The 16,657-nt window shown below is 70.6% G+C and carries 16 protein-coding genes; 6 read left to right on the top strand and 10 right to left on the bottom strand.

Annotated features, from left to right (window positions below; all coding sequences use genetic code 11):
* Positions 1 to 20: 20 nt before the first annotated feature.
* From ACH4D3_RS35475 to ACH4D3_RS35460, 4 genes are all read right to left on the bottom strand, one after another.
* Positions 21 to 1,091 (bottom strand): ABC transporter ATP-binding protein, encoded by a 1,071-nt coding sequence (locus ACH4D3_RS35475; RefSeq protein ID WP_398331101.1) that lies wholly within the window; start codon positions 1,089 to 1,091, stop codon positions 21 to 23.
* On the bottom strand, positions 1,088 to 1,939 hold the full coding sequence (locus ACH4D3_RS35470; RefSeq protein ID WP_398331099.1) for an ABC transporter permease: 852 nt from the start codon (positions 1,937 to 1,939) through the stop codon (positions 1,088 to 1,090). Before ACH4D3_RS35470 ends, ACH4D3_RS35475 begins: the two co-directional genes overlap by 4 nt.
* The gene (gene modA, locus ACH4D3_RS35465; protein ID WP_398331096.1) at positions 1,936 to 2,748 is read right to left on the bottom strand and encodes a molybdate ABC transporter substrate-binding protein; all 813 of its coding nucleotides are present in this window, start codon (positions 2,746 to 2,748) and stop codon (positions 1,936 to 1,938) included. Before modA ends, ACH4D3_RS35470 begins: the two co-directional genes overlap by 4 nt.
* A gap of 150 nt (positions 2,749 to 2,898) precedes the next feature.
* Positions 2,899 to 3,294, bottom strand: coding sequence for a helix-turn-helix transcriptional regulator (locus tag ACH4D3_RS35460; protein WP_356867466.1), 396 nt, complete (start codon positions 3,292 to 3,294; stop codon positions 2,899 to 2,901).
* 174 nt (positions 3,295 to 3,468) lie between these two features.
* On the opposite strand from ACH4D3_RS35460, the gene ACH4D3_RS35455 reads away from it, so the two are divergent.
* Positions 3,469 to 5,493: a flavin monoamine oxidase family protein gene (locus tag ACH4D3_RS35455; RefSeq protein ID WP_398331092.1), complete on the top strand. Its 2,025-nt coding sequence runs from the start codon at positions 3,469 to 3,471 to the stop codon at positions 5,491 to 5,493.
* Positions 5,494 to 5,531: 38 nt separating this feature from the next.
* Here ACH4D3_RS35455 and ACH4D3_RS35450 read toward each other — a convergent pair whose 3' ends face one another.
* From ACH4D3_RS35450 to ACH4D3_RS35440, 3 genes are all read right to left on the bottom strand, one after another.
* Positions 5,532 to 6,179, bottom strand: coding sequence for a dihydrofolate reductase family protein (locus ACH4D3_RS35450; protein WP_398331089.1), 648 nt, complete (start codon positions 6,177 to 6,179; stop codon positions 5,532 to 5,534).
* A gap of 172 nt (positions 6,180 to 6,351) precedes the next feature.
* Complete coding sequence (locus ACH4D3_RS35445; RefSeq protein ID WP_398331413.1) at positions 6,352 to 8,334, bottom strand: amino acid transporter; 1,983 nt, start codon at positions 8,332 to 8,334, stop codon at positions 6,352 to 6,354.
* A gap of 279 nt (positions 8,335 to 8,613) precedes the next feature.
* A complete protein-coding gene (locus ACH4D3_RS35440; RefSeq protein WP_398331086.1) occupies positions 8,614 to 9,387 on the bottom strand; it encodes an SDR family oxidoreductase in 774 nt (257 codons plus the stop codon).
* A gap of 77 nt (positions 9,388 to 9,464) precedes the next feature.
* Here ACH4D3_RS35440 and ACH4D3_RS35435 point away from each other — a divergent pair, with 77 nt between their 5' ends.
* The gene (locus tag ACH4D3_RS35435) at positions 9,465 to 10,100 is read left to right on the top strand and encodes a TetR/AcrR family transcriptional regulator (RefSeq protein ID WP_398331083.1); all 636 of its coding nucleotides are present in this window, start codon (positions 9,465 to 9,467) and stop codon (positions 10,098 to 10,100) included.
* A gap of 152 nt (positions 10,101 to 10,252) precedes the next feature.
* On the opposite strand, the gene ACH4D3_RS35430 is transcribed toward ACH4D3_RS35435, so the two are convergent.
* The gene (locus ACH4D3_RS35430; protein ID WP_398331080.1) at positions 10,253 to 11,860 is read right to left on the bottom strand and encodes an alpha/beta hydrolase; all 1,608 of its coding nucleotides are present in this window, start codon (positions 11,858 to 11,860) and stop codon (positions 10,253 to 10,255) included.
* 236 nt (positions 11,861 to 12,096) lie between these two features.
* Here ACH4D3_RS35430 and ACH4D3_RS35425 point away from each other — a divergent pair, with 236 nt between their 5' ends.
* Entirely contained in the window at positions 12,097 to 12,486 is a 390-nt protein-coding gene (locus ACH4D3_RS35425; RefSeq protein WP_398331077.1) for a hypothetical protein, read from the top strand.
* A 726-nt stretch (positions 12,487 to 13,212) separates the two neighbouring features.
* Here the strand turns inward: ACH4D3_RS35425 and ACH4D3_RS35420 are convergent.
* Positions 13,213 to 13,626, bottom strand: coding sequence for an arsenate reductase ArsC (locus tag ACH4D3_RS35420; protein WP_031046009.1), 414 nt, complete (start codon positions 13,624 to 13,626; stop codon positions 13,213 to 13,215).
* 92 nt (positions 13,627 to 13,718) lie between these two features.
* Here ACH4D3_RS35420 and ACH4D3_RS35415 point away from each other — a divergent pair, with 92 nt between their 5' ends.
* Genes ACH4D3_RS35415 through ACH4D3_RS35405 form a run of 3 tightly spaced genes read left to right on the top strand, consistent with a single transcriptional unit; the run spans position 13,719 to position 16,247 of the window.
* Positions 13,719 to 14,027 (top strand): helix-turn-helix transcriptional regulator, encoded by a 309-nt coding sequence (locus tag ACH4D3_RS35415; RefSeq protein WP_019324863.1) that lies wholly within the window; start codon positions 13,719 to 13,721, stop codon positions 14,025 to 14,027.
* Positions 14,024 to 15,133, top strand: coding sequence for an ACR3 family arsenite efflux transporter (gene arsB / locus ACH4D3_RS35410; protein ID WP_061443464.1), 1,110 nt, complete (start codon positions 14,024 to 14,026; stop codon positions 15,131 to 15,133). The genes ACH4D3_RS35415 and arsB overlap by 4 nt, the downstream gene beginning before the upstream one ends.
* Positions 15,134 to 15,191: 58 nt before the next feature.
* Positions 15,192 to 16,247: an ArsO family NAD(P)H-dependent flavin-containing monooxygenase gene (locus tag ACH4D3_RS35405; protein ID WP_115742903.1), complete on the top strand. Its 1,056-nt coding sequence runs from the start codon at positions 15,192 to 15,194 to the stop codon at positions 16,245 to 16,247.
* 10 nt (positions 16,248 to 16,257) lie between these two features.
* On the opposite strand, the gene ACH4D3_RS35400 is transcribed toward ACH4D3_RS35405, so the two are convergent.
* Complete coding sequence (locus ACH4D3_RS35400; RefSeq protein ID WP_031045997.1) at positions 16,258 to 16,626, bottom strand: helix-turn-helix transcriptional regulator; 369 nt, start codon at positions 16,624 to 16,626, stop codon at positions 16,258 to 16,260.
* Between the last annotated feature and the right edge of the window lie 31 nt (positions 16,627 to 16,657).

Below are 16,657 nucleotides of genomic sequence, written 5' to 3'. Positions count from 1 at the left end.
GTCGGAACGGGGCCCACGCGTCAGTCGCGGTAGGCGTGTGTCTGGGTGGCCTTCACCGTGGCCCAGACGGTGACGCCGGGGTGCAGGTCCAGTTCGGCGGCGGCGAGCGTGGTCAGGTCGGCGGCGAGGGGGAGTTCGCCGGCCAGGTCGGCGCGGATCTGGTCGCCGTGGGTCTCCAGACCGGCCACTTCGCAGCGCCAGACGTTGCGGGCGCTGGAGCCGGTGGGGCGCTCCCGGTGCAGGGTGACGGCGCTGGGCGGGAAGGCGACGAAGACCGGCCCGGTCAGCTCCTCGGTGGTCGTGATCGCGGGCCCGTCGTCGAGCCGTACGGTGTGGCCCTCGGCCCGGCCCCGGTAGAGGTTGAGCCCGACCAGGTGGGCGATGTAGTCCGTGCGCGGGCGGCGCGCGATGTGGGAGGGGGCGCCCTCCTGGACGACGTGGCCGTCCTCGACGACGACGAGGTGGTCGGCGAGGACCATGGCGTCCAGCGGGTCGTGCGTGACCAGTACGGCGACGGCCTCGAAGTCGGCCAGGTGGCGGCGGAGTTGCGCGCGGACGTCGAGGCGGGTGCGGGCGTCGAGGGCCGCGAGCGGTTCGTCGAGGAGCAGCAGCCGGGGGTGGGTGGCCAGGGCGCGGGCGAGGGCGACGCGCTGGGCCTGACCGCCGGAGAGCCGGCGCGGTTTGGCGGCGGCGTGCCCGGCGAGACCCAGGCGCTCCAGCCAGGCGGCGGCCCGCGTCCGGGCCTGCGCCTTGGTCGCGCCCCGGCAGCGCGGCCCGAAGGCCACGTTGTCGAGCGCGGTCAGGTGCGGGAAGAGCAGGTAGTCCTGGAAGACGACTCCGACCGGCCGGGACTCCGGGGGCGTACCGTCCAACTCCGCGCCGTCGAGCCGCAGATGGCCGTCCGAGAGCGGGACGAGACCGGCGAGGGCGCGCAGGGCGGTGGTCTTCCCGGCGCCGTTCGGGCCGAGCAGCGCGACGACGTCGCCGGGGGCCGCGGTCAGGGCCACGTCGAGGCGGAAGCCGCCCCGCTCGACGACGAGCCGCGCGTCGAGCCCTTCGTCGGTCCCCTCGTTCTTCCTGGTGCCGGTCATGAGGCGGTCATCCAGCGGTCGCGCAGTCCGGCGAGTACGGCGACGGACACGGCCAGCAGGACCAGGCTGAGGGCGACGGCCGCCTCCGGGTCGCTCTGCAGGGCGAGGTAGACCGCCAGCGGCATGGTCTGAGTGCGGCCGGGGAAGTTCCCCGCGAAGGTGATCGTCGCCCCGAACTCGCCGAGCGCCCGCGCCCAGGCCAGCACGGCACCGGCGGCGATCCCGGGCGCGATCAGCGGCAGCGTGACCCGCCGGAACGCGGTGAAGCGGGAGGCGCCGAGGGTGGTGGCCGCCTCCTCGTAGCGGGGATCGGCGGCGCGCAGGGTGCCCTCGACGCTGATGACGAGGAACGGCATCGCCACGAACGCCTCCGCGAGGATCACCCCGGTGGTGGTGAACGGCAGCGTGATCCCGAACCAGGAGTCCAGCCACTGCCCGACGACGCCGTTGCGGCCCAGTGCCATGAGCAGGGCGACACCGCCCACCACCGGCGGCAGCACCAGCGGCAGCGTCACCAGGGCCCGGACGAGGCCGCGTCCGGGGAACTCCACCCGGGCCAGCAGCCAGGCCAGCGGCACGCCGATCACCATGCTCACCACGGTCGCCGCCGTCGCGCAGATCAGCGACAGGCGCAGCGCCTGCCACACCTCGGTACTGGTCAGCAGCTCGGGCATGCTCGCCCACGGGGCCCGGATCAGCAGGGCGACGAGGGGGAGCACCAGGAACGCCAGGCCGAGCAGCGCGGGCACGAGCAGCGGCAGGGGCGCACCGCCCGGGACCCGGCGGCGCCGCCGAGGCCCTCCCGGGCGGGGGCCGGCCGCGGCACCGGCCTTGTGCGGGGTGGTCACGGCGCCGCCGTGAACCCGGCCCCGGTCAGGACCTTCTGCCCTTCGGCGGACCGCACCAGCTCGATGAACGCCTTGCCGACGTCCGCGTTGGGGGCGTCCTTGAGCAGGGTGATCGGGTAGTCGTTGACGGCCTTCGCCGACTCGGGGAACTCCACGCCCGCCACCTTGTCACCGGCCGCCCTCACATCCGTCCGGTAGACGACCGCAGCGTCGGCCTCCTTGAGGACCACCTTGTTGAGCGCCGACTTCACGTCCTCCTCGTAGGAGACCGGGGTGAGCTTCAGGCCGGCGGCGGTGAGCGCCTTCCGGGCGGCGGCTCCGCACGGCACCGCCTCGTCGCACAGCACGACCTTCAGGCCGTCCCCGGTGAGGTCCTTCAGGGAGGCGACCTTGTCCGGGTTGCCCGGCAGGGTGGCGATCTCCAGCCGGTTGCGGACGAAGGTGGCCGGCGTCCCGGCGGCGGCATCCGCGTCCGTGACGACCTTCATGGTCCTGGGGCTGGCGGCGGCGAACACGTCGGCCGGTGCCCCGCTGGTGATGCCCGCGGCGAGCGAGTCGCTGCCGCCGAAGTTGAAGACGACCTCGGTACCGGGGTGCTGCTTCTCGAACTCCTCGCCCAGCTCGGTGAAGCTCTCCGTCAGCGAGGCCGCGGCGAAGACGTTCACGGTCCCGGACAGCCCCTGCGCACCGCCGCCCGAGGAGTCCGCACCGGAGTCCGACGACGAGCAGGCACTCAGGGCGACCAGCGCGGTGGCACCCGCGCCGGTCACCTGAAGCGTCCGGCGGATCCGGCGCACGGAACGGGTCATCACGAATCCACTCCCGGGACAGAACGTACGGGCATACGCCAAGCATACTGCCGCAGATGCAAGCCAAAAGTCTCCTGGTGCTTCGCATGAGCGGGGCCATCGATCCCCTCGCCTGGCATGTGCGTTCGTACGGCGCGCTGTGCGGCCGGCTCAGACCCGGTCGACGTGCACGTTCGTCGACTTCACGCGGGCGGTGGCCTCCACCCCGACCTCCAGCCCCAGCTCCTCCACGGCCTCCCGGGTGAGCAGCGAAACCAGCCGGTGCGGACCGGCCTGGATCTCCACCTGGGCCGCCACGTCACCGAGCTTGATCGCGGTGACGATGCCGGGGAAGGCGTTGCGCACCGAGGTGTAGGAGGCGTCCTCCTCACCGCTCCCGCTCTGCGCGAGCTCCACGGAGAAGGCGGCCAGGTCCTTCCCGTCGATGAGCCGCTTCCCGGCCTCGTCGCGATGGGTCGCCACCCGGCCCGCGTCCGCCCACCGCCGCGCGGTGTCCGGGCTCACGCCGAGCAGCCGGGCCGCCTGGCCGATCGTGTATGACTGCATGGCCGCCAAGATAGATCAGCGGCGGGAGCGGTGTCCCGGTCCGTGTTCCGGTACGGATCAAGTGAACACCGGTACATCCTATGGACCGGTTTGAGTGGTTTACACATCCCGTCCGTGTGAGCGCACCGCCACCGTGTCGTTCCTGCGCCAAGAGGCCCTCAAGGCTGGGGCGTGATGAACACTCAGAACGCGAACACCTCAGGCGCGAGCGCGCCGTCCGGCGAGTCTCCCCGCCGGACCGCGCCCTCGCGGCGCTCCGTGGTCACGGCGACCGGTGCCTCGGCGATCGCCGTCGGGCTCACCGCCGCCTCCGCCGCCCCCGCTCCAGCCGCTCCCGCCGCTCCCGCTCCCGCGACCGCGCTCAGTCCCGCCACCGCGCCCGGGATCACGCCGACCGCGGCGCCGCCCGGCACCGACCCCGAGGCGTACCGGACGGTCGCCCGCGCGGTCGTCGTCCACGACGCACACGACAGGCCCCTGGTCCCGTCCTACGTGAAGGCGGTCAACGACGGCCTGCCGGCCAGCCGGGGCAAGGCCACCAAGCGGGTCCTGGTGGTCGGGGCCGGTCCGGCGGGACTGCTCGCCGCCGACCTGCTCAACCGCGCGGGCCACGACGTCGTCGTGATCGAGGCCAACGGCAACCGGGTCGGCGGCCGTATCAAGACCTTCCGCAAGGGCGGTCACGAGAAGGGCCGCCAGCCCTTCGCCGACCCCCGGCAGTACGCCGAGGCCGGGGCCATGCGGCTGCCGGAGAGCCACCCGCTCCTCATGGCCCTGCTCAAGAGGTTCGACCTGCCCCGCCAGGAGTTCTACCTGGTCGACGTCGACCCCGACGACCCGGCGAAGAAGACCAACCGCACCTGGATCCACGTCAACGGCGTCCACGAGCGGCGCGCCGACTACGACAAGAACCCGGCACGGGTCAACGACACCTTCGGCGTCACCGGCGCCAACCGCGGCAAGACCGCCGCCGCCATCCTCGCCGACGCCCTCGAACCCGTACACCGGCTCATCCGCGGCAAGGAGGGCACGGCACTCGTCGACGGCTGGACCGAGGTCCTCAAGAAGTACGGGCACTGGTCCATGTACCGCTACCTCACCGAAGCCGCCGGTCTCGACACGAGGACGCTCGACCTCGTCGGGACCATCCAGAACCTGACCTCGCGGCTGCACCTCTCCTTCCTGCACAGCTTCCTGTCCAGCGCGCTGATCGACCCCAGTACCAGGTTCTGGGAGATCAAGGGCGGCACCGCGCTGCTCGCCGACGCGATGTACGCGCCGGTGAAGGGAAAGGTACGGCTCGACCGGCGGGCCGTGCGCATCGAACGCACCGGCGGCAAGGTACGGGTCCACACCGTCTCCGAGGACTGCCAGACGGGCAAGGGAGGCACCACGGAGGTCTTCGAGGGGGACGAGGCGATCGTCACCGTTCCCTTCTCCGGACTGCGGCACGTCGCCTTCGACCCCCCGCTGTCGTACGGCAAGCGCCGGGCCGTCACGGAGCTGCACTACGACGCCGCGACCAAGGTGCTGCTGGAGTTCTCCCGCCGCTGGTGGGAGTGGACCGAGGAGCAGTGGAAGCAGGCCCTCGACGGCATCGAGGACGGCCTCTACGACAAGTACCGGGCGGGCAGGGTCACGGACGCCCGGCACCTCGGCGCACACAAGTCCGTGCGGGACCTGGGGGTGACGGTCCCCGACACCTACAAGCACTGCTTCGCCGCCTTCCGGCCCGCCGGGGAGGGCGAGGTCGAGGCCGCGCACGTCCGGGGCGGCGGATCCGTCAGCGACAACGCCAACCGCTTCATGTACTTCGAGCACGCCCACCCCATGGAGGGCAGCGACGGCGGCATCGTGCTGGCCTCCTACAGCTGGTCCGACGACGCCCTCAAGTGGGACGCCTACGCCGACGAGGAGCGCTGTCTGCGCGCCCTCGCCGGAGTGCAGGCCGTCTTCGGGCGCCGGTGCGAGGTCTTCTTCACCACCAAGTGCCGGACCCAGTCGTGGATGCGCGACCACTACGCCTACGGCGAGGCGTCCGTGCTCTTCCCCGGCCAGCACACGGAGCTGTTCCCCGACATCCCCACGTCGGAGGGGCCCCTGCACTTCGCGGGCGACCACACCTCGATCAAGCCCGCCTGGATCGAGGGCGCCCTCGAATCAGCCGTCCGAACGGCTCTGAAGGTGCACACGGGCTGACCTCCTCCTGCCGTCGGACGCACGGTCCGGGACTCATGTCACCGACGCCAGAAGAGATGGTGCGTCACACCGCTCGGGCTGGGCACGACCTCCATGTGGTACCGCTCCAGCAGCTGCTCGGGCGAGTCCCAGAGGCGCAGCCCGGACCCGAGCGTCACCGGCGCGACGGCCACGTGCAGGGTGTCGACGAGCCCGGCGTCGAGGAACTCCCGGACGGTGCTCACTCCGCCGCCGAGCCGGACGTCCTTGCCCTGCGCGGCCTTTCGCGCCTGCGCGAGCACGGTGGCGGGCTCGCCGTCCACGAAGTGGAACGTGGTGTCGGAGAGCGTGAACGACGGACGTGCGTGGTGGGTCAGGACGAACACCGGCGTGTGGAACGGCGGCTCGTCACCCCACCAGCCCTGCCACTCGTGGTCCTGCCACGGGCCGCGCTGGGGCCCGAACTTGTTGCGGCCCATGATCTCGGCGCCGATGTGGTGACTGAAGTCCCGGGCGAAGTAGTCGTCGAGGCCCCGGGTTCCTCCCGGCTCGGTGCGGTTCGGCCAGCTCGCCGTGGCGCCCGCCCAGGCGAAGAGCTGCCCCGGATCGACGTCGTGGCCGAAGGGCCGCTCCAGGCTCTGGTCCTCGCCGGCGGCGACGCCGTCGCGCGAGACGGTGAAGTTCTGTACGCGCAGTAGCTGATCCATGCGTTCCCTCATCAGGTCCTGTTGCTTCCTGGCGATGCGTCCTGCATCAAGATGTCGAACGGGACCCGACGGGATCGACAGCGGCACGCGAGTTCTTCCGAAGGCGCCGTCTCGGCGGCCGGGGCGTCACCCGGCTCGGGCAGCAGCACCAGCCGGATGCGGTCGAGCGGGGTCAGCTGCCCACGTGGATGCCGGGGCGCCGGTCGGGGTCGGGTTCGTTGCTGCGGATGATCTCCCGGGTGACCGGTGCGGTGTCGCCGCGGCCGAGCAGGAAGTAGCGGAACATGTGCCGCAGCGGACTGCCTTCGGCCCAGGCGAAGTAGCAGTGCGGCCGGACGCCGGTCGCGTCGCGCAGGGCGAGCAGGATGGCGGCGATGGCGTTGGGCGCGGCCGGGGCCTCGGCGCGCAGGACGCGGTGGTCACCGACCTCGACGCCGTGCACGGTGAGGGTGTCGCTGAAGTCCGACGGGTCGACGACGTCGATTTCGAGGAACAGCACGTCGGCCGGTGCCGGCACGGGGTTGTTTCCGCGCTGTTCGAGTTCCTTGGCACGGTACTCGGCGCTGTCGCCGGTCTCGCGGCGGTTGGCGACGATGTTGATGGACCGGTCGTGGGCGAGGGTGTCGGTGATGAAACGGCGGGCGTCCGGGTCGAAGACGATGCGGTCGGCGCGCAGCTCGGTGGTGCGCGCGATACGGGAGATCAGCGAGACGAGGATGATGCCCGCGATGAAGAATCCGGAGATCGTGATGCCGTCGGGCTTGTCGACGATGTTGTACACGAGGGCGTAGAGCAGAACCAGGGTCAGCAGCGCGAACCCGGTCGCGGCCGGGCGGTGGCCGCGTCGCGCGGTGGACACGGTGACGGCGAAGGCCCCCGACACCATCATGGCCAGAATGCCGGTGGCGTAGGCGCCGGCCTGCGCGTCCACGTCGGCGTCGAAGGCGATGGTGATCAGAACGCAGACGACGGTGTAGACGAGGACGACCGGCGGCACCGCTCGGCCCCACTCGGGTGCCATGCCGTAGCCGGGCAGGTAGCGGGGGACGATGTTGACCAGTCCCGCCATCGCGGAGGCGCCCGCGAACCACAGGATGAGAATGGTGCTGATGTCGTAGACGGTGCCGAACGCCTCCCCCACGTGTTCGTGGGCGAGCCAGGCCAGGGCCCGGCCGTTGGCCGCGCCGCCGGGTTCGAACTCGTCGTGCGGGATGAGGACGGTGGTCACGAAGCTCGACGACAACAGGTAGACGCTCATGATCAACGCGGCGGTCGTGAGCAGCGCGCGGGCGTTGCGGATCCGCGAACGCAGCCGCTGTTCGTCGTCGGCGCCGTCGGCGGAGATGAGCGGCATCATGCTCACCCCGGTCTCGAAACCGGACAGGCCGAGCACCAGCAGCGGGAACGCCAGGAGCGCCGGCGTCAGCAGGTCGCCGAAGACCCCGCCGCCTTCCACGAGCGCGTCGGTCCAGGCCGAGAACGCCCCCGGCGTGGTGAACACGTCGACGAGGCCGACGCCGATGATGACCGCGTTCAGGGCCAGGAAGACGGCGACCAGCGGGATGGCCACGCGGACCGCCTCGCTGAAGCCGAGCAGGAAGACCCCTCCCAGGACCAGCAGCAGCACCACGGTGAGGGCGACCTCGTGTCCGTGCAGCGCGGCGGGGAAGAAGGGGTTTTCCACCACGTGGACGGAGGCGTCCGCCGTGGACAGGGTGATGGTGATGATCCAGGAGGTGGCGACGAAGCCGAGCAGGACCAGGACGAAGAGCTTGCCCCACCAGAACGGCAGCAGGTCTTCCAGCATCGCCCCCGACCCCGCCCCGTGCGGGCTCGCCTTCGCCACCCGCCGGTACATGGGCAGCATCCCCAGCAGCGTCAGCGCCACGATGAGCAGGGTCGCCAACGGGGAGACGGCTCCCGCGGCCAGGGCCGCGATGGCGGGAACGTAGGCGAGGCTGGAGAAGTAGTCGACCCCGGTCAGGCACATCACCTTCCACCACGCGTGCGGTTCCGCGTGCCCCTCGCCGGCCGCGGGGCCCACCGGCTGCACCTGATGGCGCAGCATCCACTGGGCCGGCCTGCCGCTCGGCTGCGGGCGCAGGGCCGGGCTGTCCACGACTTCCGGCACAGCCGACCCGTCGTTGTCCGCCATGTCCGTGATCAGCCCTTCCCGGCTTGCCCAGCGCAGTAGTGGTGGTGCCTTCATCTGGCGCGTCGGCCACCGGTCACCGACGCGCCGCCGGGAGAAGGCGCCCATCAGCGTATGCGGGCAGACGTGCGCGAACCCTGGATGAGCAGTCCATCCGTGTCAGGATCTCGTTAAAGGTGCATCAGAGGTGGCCGGACCGAGGAAGCCCAGTGAGCGGGGCGGGTCTGACCGCGCCCCTCGATTCGGTGGGCGTGCCGGGCACCCCGGTTCACCGCAGCTCACTCAGACGCGCGGTCCGAGGAACAGGCCACCGCTCGCGTCGACGACCTGCCCGGTGATCCAGCGTGCCGCGTCGGAGGCGAGGAACGCGACCACGTCGGCGACATCGTCGGGCGTGCCCAGCCGGTCGAGCGCCGTCGTGCCGGCGATGAGCTCCGCCAGGCCCGGTGCTTCGAAGGACGCCCCGTTGGTCGTGGTCCGGGTGGCGCCGGGAGCAACCGCGTTCACGGTGATTCCCCGTACGCCCAGCTCGTTGGCCAACGTCGTGCTCATGGTCTCGACCGCTCCCTTCGTCATGGCGAAGGAGGTCTGGGAGGGGTTGGCCATCCGGGTCGCCACGGAGGAGATCGTGATGACGCGGCCGCCGTCGGGGAGCAGGTCCAGTGCGCGTTGGACGATGAAGTACGGCGCTCGCACGTTCACCGCGAAGAGGTGGTCGAACTCCTCGCGTGTCGTGGCCCCGATCGGTCCGGCGGGCGCGGCCGCCGCGTTGTTGACGAGGACGTCGAGCGGGCGCCCGGCCAGTGCGGTCTCGACTCCCGCGAAGAGCGTGTCGACGTCGTCCTCCACGCCCAGTGCCGCCCGGACGGTGAAAGCCGTCCCACCGGCACGCTCGATCTCTTCGGCCGTCGCTGCCGCACCGTTCTCGTCCGTGCCGAAATGCACGATGACCGCGGCCCCCTTCACCGCCAGCCGGACTGCGGTCGCTCGTCCTATGCCACGCGACGCGCCGGTCACCAGAGCCGTCCTGCCGGTCAGGTCGTCCGTGTCCTTCATGTCCACCCCGCTGTTGTGAGTGACTTGTGAGTGACTACCAATCTGTTAGTCACTATCAGCAAGGTAGGGTCTACCACATGGTGGGTCAGCACTCAACGCTGCGAGCGCAACGGCGGGCGGAGACGCAGCGCGCGATTCAGACGCTCGCCGTACGGCTGTTCGTCGAGCGCGGATACGACGCCACGACCGTGACCGACATCGCCGAAGCCGCAGGCGTGTCGCCCATGACCGTGTACCGGCACTTCCCCACGAAGGAAGACCTGGTGCTCGTCGACCAGAACGGCCCGCTGGTCGCCGAGCGGATCGCCGCCACGTCGGCCGCGCAGCCCCTGGTCCGCCGTATCAGCAGTGCCCTCGTCGACGCGGCCGCGACGCTGACCGGCGGCGGCCGCCCGGACGATCCGGCAGCGGGCGACACGTTCCTGCTCGCCCGCCTCCGGCTCATGATCTCGACGCCCGCCCTGCGAGCCAGACACCTGGACAGCCACTACGCCCTCCAGCAGGCGATCGTCGACGGCCTCGGGAACGACGTCACCGATCCCGATGCGGAGTTCCGCGCCCGGGCGGCGGCCGGTGCCTGTCTGGCCGCCATGCACACGGCACTGGTGCGCTGGGCCGAGGACGACGGGCGGACCGACCTTCCGGGCCTGATCGCGCAGGCACTCGTCGCCACCTTCGGCCCGGATGCGGTTGACCCGGGCCAGGCCGGCTGAGAAGCCCGCGAGCGCCTGAGCGGCGGCGAGGCCGCGGCGGGGTGACGATTCTGACTTCGGGCGTGGAAGACACCGGGCTGCTCACTGCCGGGCCGAGCATGTGCAGCACCGTGACCTTGTCGCCGGACAGGGAGGGACCGCGTGCCGGCGGGCTACTTCTGGGTGACGTCGGTGCAGTAGACGTCCTTGTCCGGCAGCCGGCCGGTGGCCAGGAAGTCGACGGTGGCCCTGTCGGCGCAGGCTGAGCCTTGGCCGTAGACGGAGTGCCCGCCGTTGTCGACGCCGACGAAGGCAGAGCCGTCGCCGAGGGACTTGTGCAGTCCGACGCCGCCTTCCCACGGGGTGGCGTTGTCCCGGCGGTTCTGCAGGATCAGGGTGTTGCGCGGGCCGCCCTTGTTGACCTTGACAGCCGCCTCAGCCGGCTTGTCCCAGTAGGCGCATGCCCAGATGTTGGCGGGCATGCCCGCGGTGAGCGGCCACTTCTCGCGGTCGGCGGTGGTGCGGGCGGCGTAGCCGTCGACGTCGTGCGGCCATTCGGCGTCGCCGCAGGTGAGAGCCAGGAACATGGTGGCCTGGTTGTCCGCGGGGACGCCCGGGGACGCCGGCGTCTGGGCGAACACCTCCTTGAGAACCGCGCTGTCGGCGGCCGTGGTGGTGCCGTGGGACAGGTTGTCGGCTGCCTTCCAGAACTTGGCGAGCACGGGAAGGGCGTCGTTGTGCAGAAGCAGGGCGTAGGTCATGTTCCGCAGCAGTGCCCCGTCCAGTGACACCGGTGTGCCGGGAATCGCTGCGGGCGTGCGGTCGAGCCGGTCGGCGAGGGCGAGATAGGTGTGGGTCACCTCCTCGATGTCCGTGCCCAGTTCGAGGGTGCCGGCCTGCGCCGCGGCGACGCGGGCGGCATCGGGGAACCGGTCGGCCATGCCCTTGCCCCAGGTGCCCGCCACCTGGCCGGCCCATACCTTGGTGGGGTCGACGTTGCCTTCCAGGACCATCCGGTCGGTGTGGTCCTGGAAGAGGGAGCGGTAGACGGCGCCGAGGTAGGTGCCGTAGGACTGGCCCCAGTAGGAGATCTTCTTCTCACCGAGCGCCTGGCGGATGCGGTCCATGTCGCGGGCGGTGTTGGCGGTGTTGTAGTGCCGCAGGTTCTCGCCCACCGTGTCGGCGCACTGCTTGGCGACGGTTTTGGCGAGGGCCACGTTCTCGGTGATCGAGCCGTCCGCGGCAGGATAGGGGAAGAGTCCGGGCACGCCGGGGTCCTGCAGACCGCAACTCTGCGGGGTGCTGTGTGCGACGCCGCGCGGGTCGAAACCGATCAGATCGTAGCGGTCCAGCACGGACTTCGGCAGTGCGGACGCCACGGTCCCGGGCATGCCGAGACCGCCCAGGGCCGGCCCGCCGGGGTTCAGCAGCAGAACGCCGCGTCGCTTCCCGGGCTGCGCGGTGGACAGCCGGGAGACCGCCACGTCGATCTTCTTGCCGCCCGGGTTCTGGTAGTCGAGCGGCACCTCCAACGTTCCACAGGCCAGGTCGGGGTCACGGGTCTGCCCCTCGGCCGGGGCCGGGCACTCGCCCCAGGCGATCTTGGCGTCGCCCGCGGTCTCGCCGACGCTCTTGCCGGAGGCCTTGGCCGGTTTCGAGCTCTCGGCGTCGGCACTGCACGAGACCAGTGCGGTTCCCGCCAGCGTGGAAACCAGCAGAGCTGCGGCGATCCGGCGGCTTCTGGGGAGACCGTGCCGTGCGGAACTGCGCGTCGTGGTCATGGTGTTGTCCTTAGCTACTGGGCTGGTCCGTCTTGCCCGGCCGTTGTGTTGCCGACTCGAGTCAACAAGGGACCACCGGTGGCGCGCGTCACCCCAGAGAGGACAAAAACAGGTAGCTCGCTCGGGGGACAGATCCTGGGCCTACTCCGAGTGCGCATCTGATTTGGGCAGCTCACCCTGCTCGGCCAGGGCGGTTCGGCCGGTTCCCGACGGGACGAACGGCCAAGTCATTCGGGATGACGGCCCTCGACGGCGCCGAGTATCTCGTCCCGCAGCATCTGCGGGCCGTGGCGGGTCGGTCGCCGCTGGAGGCCGGGCTGTGGCTGTTGCCCGGATCCGCGGGGCTGACCGCCCCGATCAGCGTCCTCGGCACGGCCCTGGCGGTCGGCGCCGAGCCCGCGGAGAAGACGGGTGCCGCCGCGGCAACCGGTCGGACGGCATACGACCTGGGCCTCGCCCTGGGTATCGCGATCACTGGCACCCTCGCGGTCGCGGCCTACCTGCCACGGCGAAGGACGCCTTTCACCACAGGGCTGCAGACGGCAGCCGGCGTGAGTGCGGCTCTCGCCGCCACGGGGAGGGAACCGGGCACGGAGGCCCGGGAACCGGTTACGACAGCCAACTGAGCATCAGGCGCGAAAGGCTGTACCACTGGCCCACACGCACAAAACCCCCGGGTCGATGACCTGGGGGTTTCGCATGGAGCGGGTGACGAGAATCGAACTCGCGCTCTCAGCTTGGGAAGCGACGGCGCTTCACGGGTGAGATCACCTCTCACCTGCGGCTACGTATTCTGGAGCGCGTTTTCGGCTACCTGTTCCGCGCCGCTGTTTACCGTTGTTGTCCGGTCGTATGGGCACGCTGTGGGCACGAGGCTGGTCGGCGCTGCTTCGCGGAGGGCCGCTGGGCACTTGGTGATGAGGAATGCCTGGCGGGGGAGCACCGCTGCCACGGTGACTTGCGTGTGCACACTCCTAACCGAGGATGCCAAGATCACAAAAAGCGTCCCTTTGGGCACAGACTTCGATCTTCGCCGCAGGCAGCCTGGGGTTCTGGGCGAGGAGGCGGCCGATGTGGTGGATCGGGATGGGGCTCGGAGGCGTCGCGGGTGTTGTGGTCCTGCGCGTTCTGCTCCGGCAGGTCCGGGGGCTGTTGCTGGACTTCGGCGACGTGACGCGAGCCTGGACCGAGGTTTTGTCGAGTATCGGTGGTGGGGAAGGCCGACGGGTTGGTTGCTGCGCTGCGCGCTATCGGTGCCCGGGGCCGTGGATGCTCCGAGGTGTGTACGCCGGCTCAAGTAGGCGATCTGTCGTGAGGCCATGGTCGATCCGAGTGCGGGCTGCGGGCGTTGCTCATGACTGCGGCTCTGGCGCGATCTCCTTGATCAGGCCCTCGACCAGCACCTTGATCTCGTCGCGGATCGGGCGGACGGCCTCGACGCCCTGGCCGGCCGGGTCCTCCAACTGCCAGTCCAAGTAGCGCTTGCCCGGGAAGACCGGGCACGTGTCGCCACAGCCCATGGTGATGCAGACGTCGGACTCCTTGACCGCGTCCACGGTCAGCATCTTTGGCACCTCGGCGGAGATGTCGACACCGACCTCGCGCATCGCCTCGACGGCGGCCGGGTTGACGTTCTCGCCCGGGTTGGATCCGGCGGAACGGACCTCGACGCGATCCCCGGCCAGGTGGGTCAGCCACGCGGCTGCCATCTGCGAGCGGCCGGCGTTGTGGACGCAGACGAACAGCACGGAAGGCTTGTCGGGCATCAGGAGGTCTCTCTTGTCTCGAGACGGCATCAGGCGCGCATGGCATCAGCGCCCGATGGTGTCAGTCACCACTGATGTGAGAGTATCAGTGCATGATGACGTCAGTCGACACTGACCTGATCCGGGTCCTGGCGGACCCGCTCAGGCTGCGGATCGTGACCCTGCTCGCCAAAGAGACGCTGTGCACCACCCACCTCGTGGAGGAGACCGGTGCCCGGCAGACCAACCTCTCCAACCACCTGAGAGTGCTGCGCGAGGCCGGCGTCGTCGAAACCGAGCCGTGCGGCCGCTACACGTACTACAGGCTCCGCCCGGACGTCATCGCCTCGCTCGCCGGCCAGTTCGCCGACCTGGCCGACTCCGCACGCAACGCCGTCGAGAACAAGAGGGCCTGTCCGTGACCCGCACCGAAGCCCCCGCGACGACCACCGAGGAGCCCTCCGTCGTCGCGAAGCTGTCGACGCTCGACCGCTTCCTCGCCGTCTGGATCCTCATCGCCATGGCCATCGGCCTCGGCCTGGGCCGAGCCATCTCGGGTCTGGACGACGCCCTTGCCAGGGTCGAGATCGGCGGCATCTCCTTGCCGATCGCCGTCGGCCTGCTGGTCATGATGTATCCGGTCCTGGCCAAGGTCCGCTACGACAGGCTCGACGCCGTTACCGGCGATCGCAGGCTCATGGCCTCGTCGCTGGTGATCAACTGGATCGTCGGCCCGGCGGTGATGTTCGCGCTCGCCTGGATCTTCCTGCCGGACCTGCCCGAGTACCGCACCGGCCTGATCATCGTCGGCCTGGCCCGCTGCATCGCCATGGTCATCATCTGGAACGACCTCGCCTGCGGCGACCGCGAGGCCGCCGCCGTACTCGTCGCCCTCAACTCCGTTTTCCAGGTCCTGGCGTTCGGTCTGCTCGGCTGGTTCTACCTCGACCTGCTGCCCGGCTGGCTGGGTCTGGGCGACGGCGAACGCCTGGACATCTCCATGTGGAAGATCGCCCTGAACGTCGTCATCTTCCTCGGTGTTCCACTGCTCGCGGGCTTCCTCACCCGCCGCATCGGCGAGAAGAGGCTCGGCCGCGAGAAGTACGAGTCCCGCTTCCTGCCGAGGATCGGTCCGTGGGCGCTCTACGGCCTGCTGTTCACGATCGTCATCCTGTTCGCCCTGCAGGGCAGGACCATCACCTCGCAGCCGCTGGACGTGGTCCGCATCGCGCTGCCGCTGCTGGTGTACTTCGCGGTCATGTTCTTCGGCACCTTCCTGCTGGGCAAGGCGATCGGCCTCGCCTACGACCGGACGGCCACCCTCGCCTTCACCGCCGCCGGCAACAACTTCGAGCTGGCCATCGCCGTCGCCATCGCCACTTTCGGTGTCACCTCCGGCCAGGCCCTGTCCGGCGTGGTGGGTCCGCTCATCGAGGTGCCCGTCCTGATCGGCCTCGTCTATGTTTCGCTGGCCTGGCGCAAGAAGTTCACCCCGTCCGCTCCGACCACCGAGGGCAGAGGCTACTGATGCATTGCCTCACGGCCCGCACCGTCCGGTCCATCACGTGCGCGGCGGCGCAGGCGGCATGACACAGCACTCCGACGTGGTGGTGATCGGCGGCGGTCAGGCAGGGCTCGCCGCCGGCTACCACCTGCGCCGCCTGGGCCTCGACTTCGTTGTCCTCGACGCCCAGGCCACCCCGGGCGGGGCCTGGCAGCACACCTGGGACTCGCTCCACCTGTTCTCCCCGGCAGCCTTCTCCTCGCTCCCCGGCCGCCTCATGCCGCCGCAGTCGGGCCAGGAGTACCCGGACGCCGGGCACCTGGTCGCCTACCTGAGCGACTACGAGAAGCGATACGACCTCCCGGTGCAGCGACCCGTCCGGGTGATCGGCGTGCACGCCGACAGCCGGCTGCTGCGAGTGGAGACCGACTCCGGCCCGTGGTACACACGCGCGGTGATCAGCGCGACCGGCACTTGGTGGCGTCCCTTCCTCCCCGCCGTCCCCGGCCGCGGCGACTTCCAGGGCAGGCAACTGCACACCGTCTCGTACCGCGGACCGCGGGACTTCGCGGGCCAACGCGTGATCGTCGTCGGGGGCGGCAACTCCGGCGCGCAGATCGCCGCCGACCTCGCCCACGACACCGAACTGACCTGGGTGACCCGGCGTCCGCCCCGGTACCTCGCCGACGACATCGACGGCCGCGCCCTGTTCGACGCGGCCACCGCCCGACGTCGCGCCCTCGACGAGGGCCGCACCGACACCGGAGGCGTCGCCTCGCTGGGGGACATCGTCGCCGTACCGCCCGTGCGCGAGGCCCGGGACGCCGGGCGGCTCAAAGCGTCACCCATGTTCGCCCGCCTCGACCGCGACGGCGTCGCCTGGGTCGACGGCACGCGAGCGCCCGCCGACGTGGTGATCTGGTGCACCGGCTTCCGGCCTGCCCTCTCCCACCTGTCACCCCTGGGCCTGCGCGGCCACATCCCCACCCAGGGCACGCGTGCAGTGGCGGACCCCCGGCTGCACCTCCTCGGATACGGAGACTGGACGGGCCCCGCCTCCGCCACGCTCATCGGCGTCGGACGGGCGGCCCGCGACGCAGCGCGGCAGATCGCCGGGCTTCTCAAAGGTGCAAGGTGATCCGCGTGCGCTACCGAACGGCCAGCAGCTGTCCCATCGCCGCCAGTACCGACGGCTCGACCCGGTAGTAGACCCAGGTGCCGCGCCGCTCGGACGTGAGCAGGCCGGCCTCCTTGAGCTTCTTCAGGTGGTGGGAGACGGTCGGCTGCGAGACACCGACGTCGGAGATGTCGCACACGCATGCCTCGCCGCCCTCGTGCGAGGCGACGGCCGAGAACAGCCGCAGCCGCACGGGGTCGCCGAGCGCCTTGAACATACGGGCGGTGCGCTCGGCCTCCTCGGCGGTGAAGGGACGCTCGCTCAACGGCGGGCAGCACGGCACCGCGGCGACGGGGGCCTCGGATCGTTCCAGCAGCGGCAGTGCCTTGGCATTCGACATACGTCTATGTTGACACATGTCGAACTAGCCC

It is taken from the genome of Streptomyces sp. NPDC018026 (assembly GCF_044327745.1).
Taxonomy (GTDB): domain Bacteria; phylum Actinomycetota; class Actinomycetes; order Streptomycetales; family Streptomycetaceae; genus Streptomyces; species Streptomyces rubrogriseus.
The sequence above is the reverse complement of the archived record's forward strand: the minus strand, read 5'-3'. Positions and strand labels throughout refer to the sequence as shown.

What these genes read in the sequence shown, in the direction of transcription:
- ACH4D3_RS35430 (WP_398331080.1), bottom strand. Translation starts at nt 11,860, where the DNA reads ATGACCACGACGCGCAGTTCCGCACGGCACGGTCTCCCCAGAAGCCGC.
- ACH4D3_RS35475 (WP_398331101.1), bottom strand. Translation starts at nt 1,091, where the DNA reads ATGACCGGCACCAGGAAGAACGAGGGGACCGACGAAGGGCTCGACGCG.
- ACH4D3_RS35405 (WP_115742903.1), top strand. Translation starts at nt 15,192, where the DNA reads ATGACACAGCACTCCGACGTGGTGGTGATCGGCGGCGGTCAGGCAGGG.
- ACH4D3_RS35400 (WP_031045997.1), bottom strand. Translation starts at nt 16,626, where the DNA reads ATGTCGAATGCCAAGGCACTGCCGCTGCTGGAACGATCCGAGGCCCCC.
- ACH4D3_RS35445 (WP_398331413.1), bottom strand. Translation starts at nt 8,334, where the DNA reads ATGGCGGACAACGACGGGTCGGCTGTGCCGGAAGTCGTGGACAGCCCG.
- modA (WP_398331096.1), bottom strand. Translation starts at nt 2,748, where the DNA reads ATGACCCGTTCCGTGCGCCGGATCCGCCGGACGCTTCAGGTGACCGGC.
- ACH4D3_RS35440 (WP_398331086.1), bottom strand. Translation starts at nt 9,387, where the DNA reads ATGAAGGACACGGACGACCTGACCGGCAGGACGGCTCTGGTGACCGGC.
- ACH4D3_RS35420 (WP_031046009.1), bottom strand. Translation starts at nt 13,626, where the DNA reads ATGCCCGACAAGCCTTCCGTGCTGTTCGTCTGCGTCCACAACGCCGGC.
- ACH4D3_RS35425 (WP_398331077.1), top strand. Translation starts at nt 12,097, where the DNA reads ATGACGGCCCTCGACGGCGCCGAGTATCTCGTCCCGCAGCATCTGCGG.
- ACH4D3_RS35450 (WP_398331089.1), bottom strand. Translation starts at nt 6,179, where the DNA reads ATGGATCAGCTACTGCGCGTACAGAACTTCACCGTCTCGCGCGACGGC.
- ACH4D3_RS35435 (WP_398331083.1), top strand. Translation starts at nt 9,465, where the DNA reads ATGGTGGGTCAGCACTCAACGCTGCGAGCGCAACGGCGGGCGGAGACG.
- ACH4D3_RS35415 (WP_019324863.1), top strand. Translation starts at nt 13,719, where the DNA reads ATGATGACGTCAGTCGACACTGACCTGATCCGGGTCCTGGCGGACCCG.
- ACH4D3_RS35460 (WP_356867466.1), bottom strand. Translation starts at nt 3,294, where the DNA reads ATGCAGTCATACACGATCGGCCAGGCGGCCCGGCTGCTCGGCGTGAGC.
- ACH4D3_RS35455 (WP_398331092.1), top strand. Translation starts at nt 3,469, where the DNA reads ATGAACACTCAGAACGCGAACACCTCAGGCGCGAGCGCGCCGTCCGGC.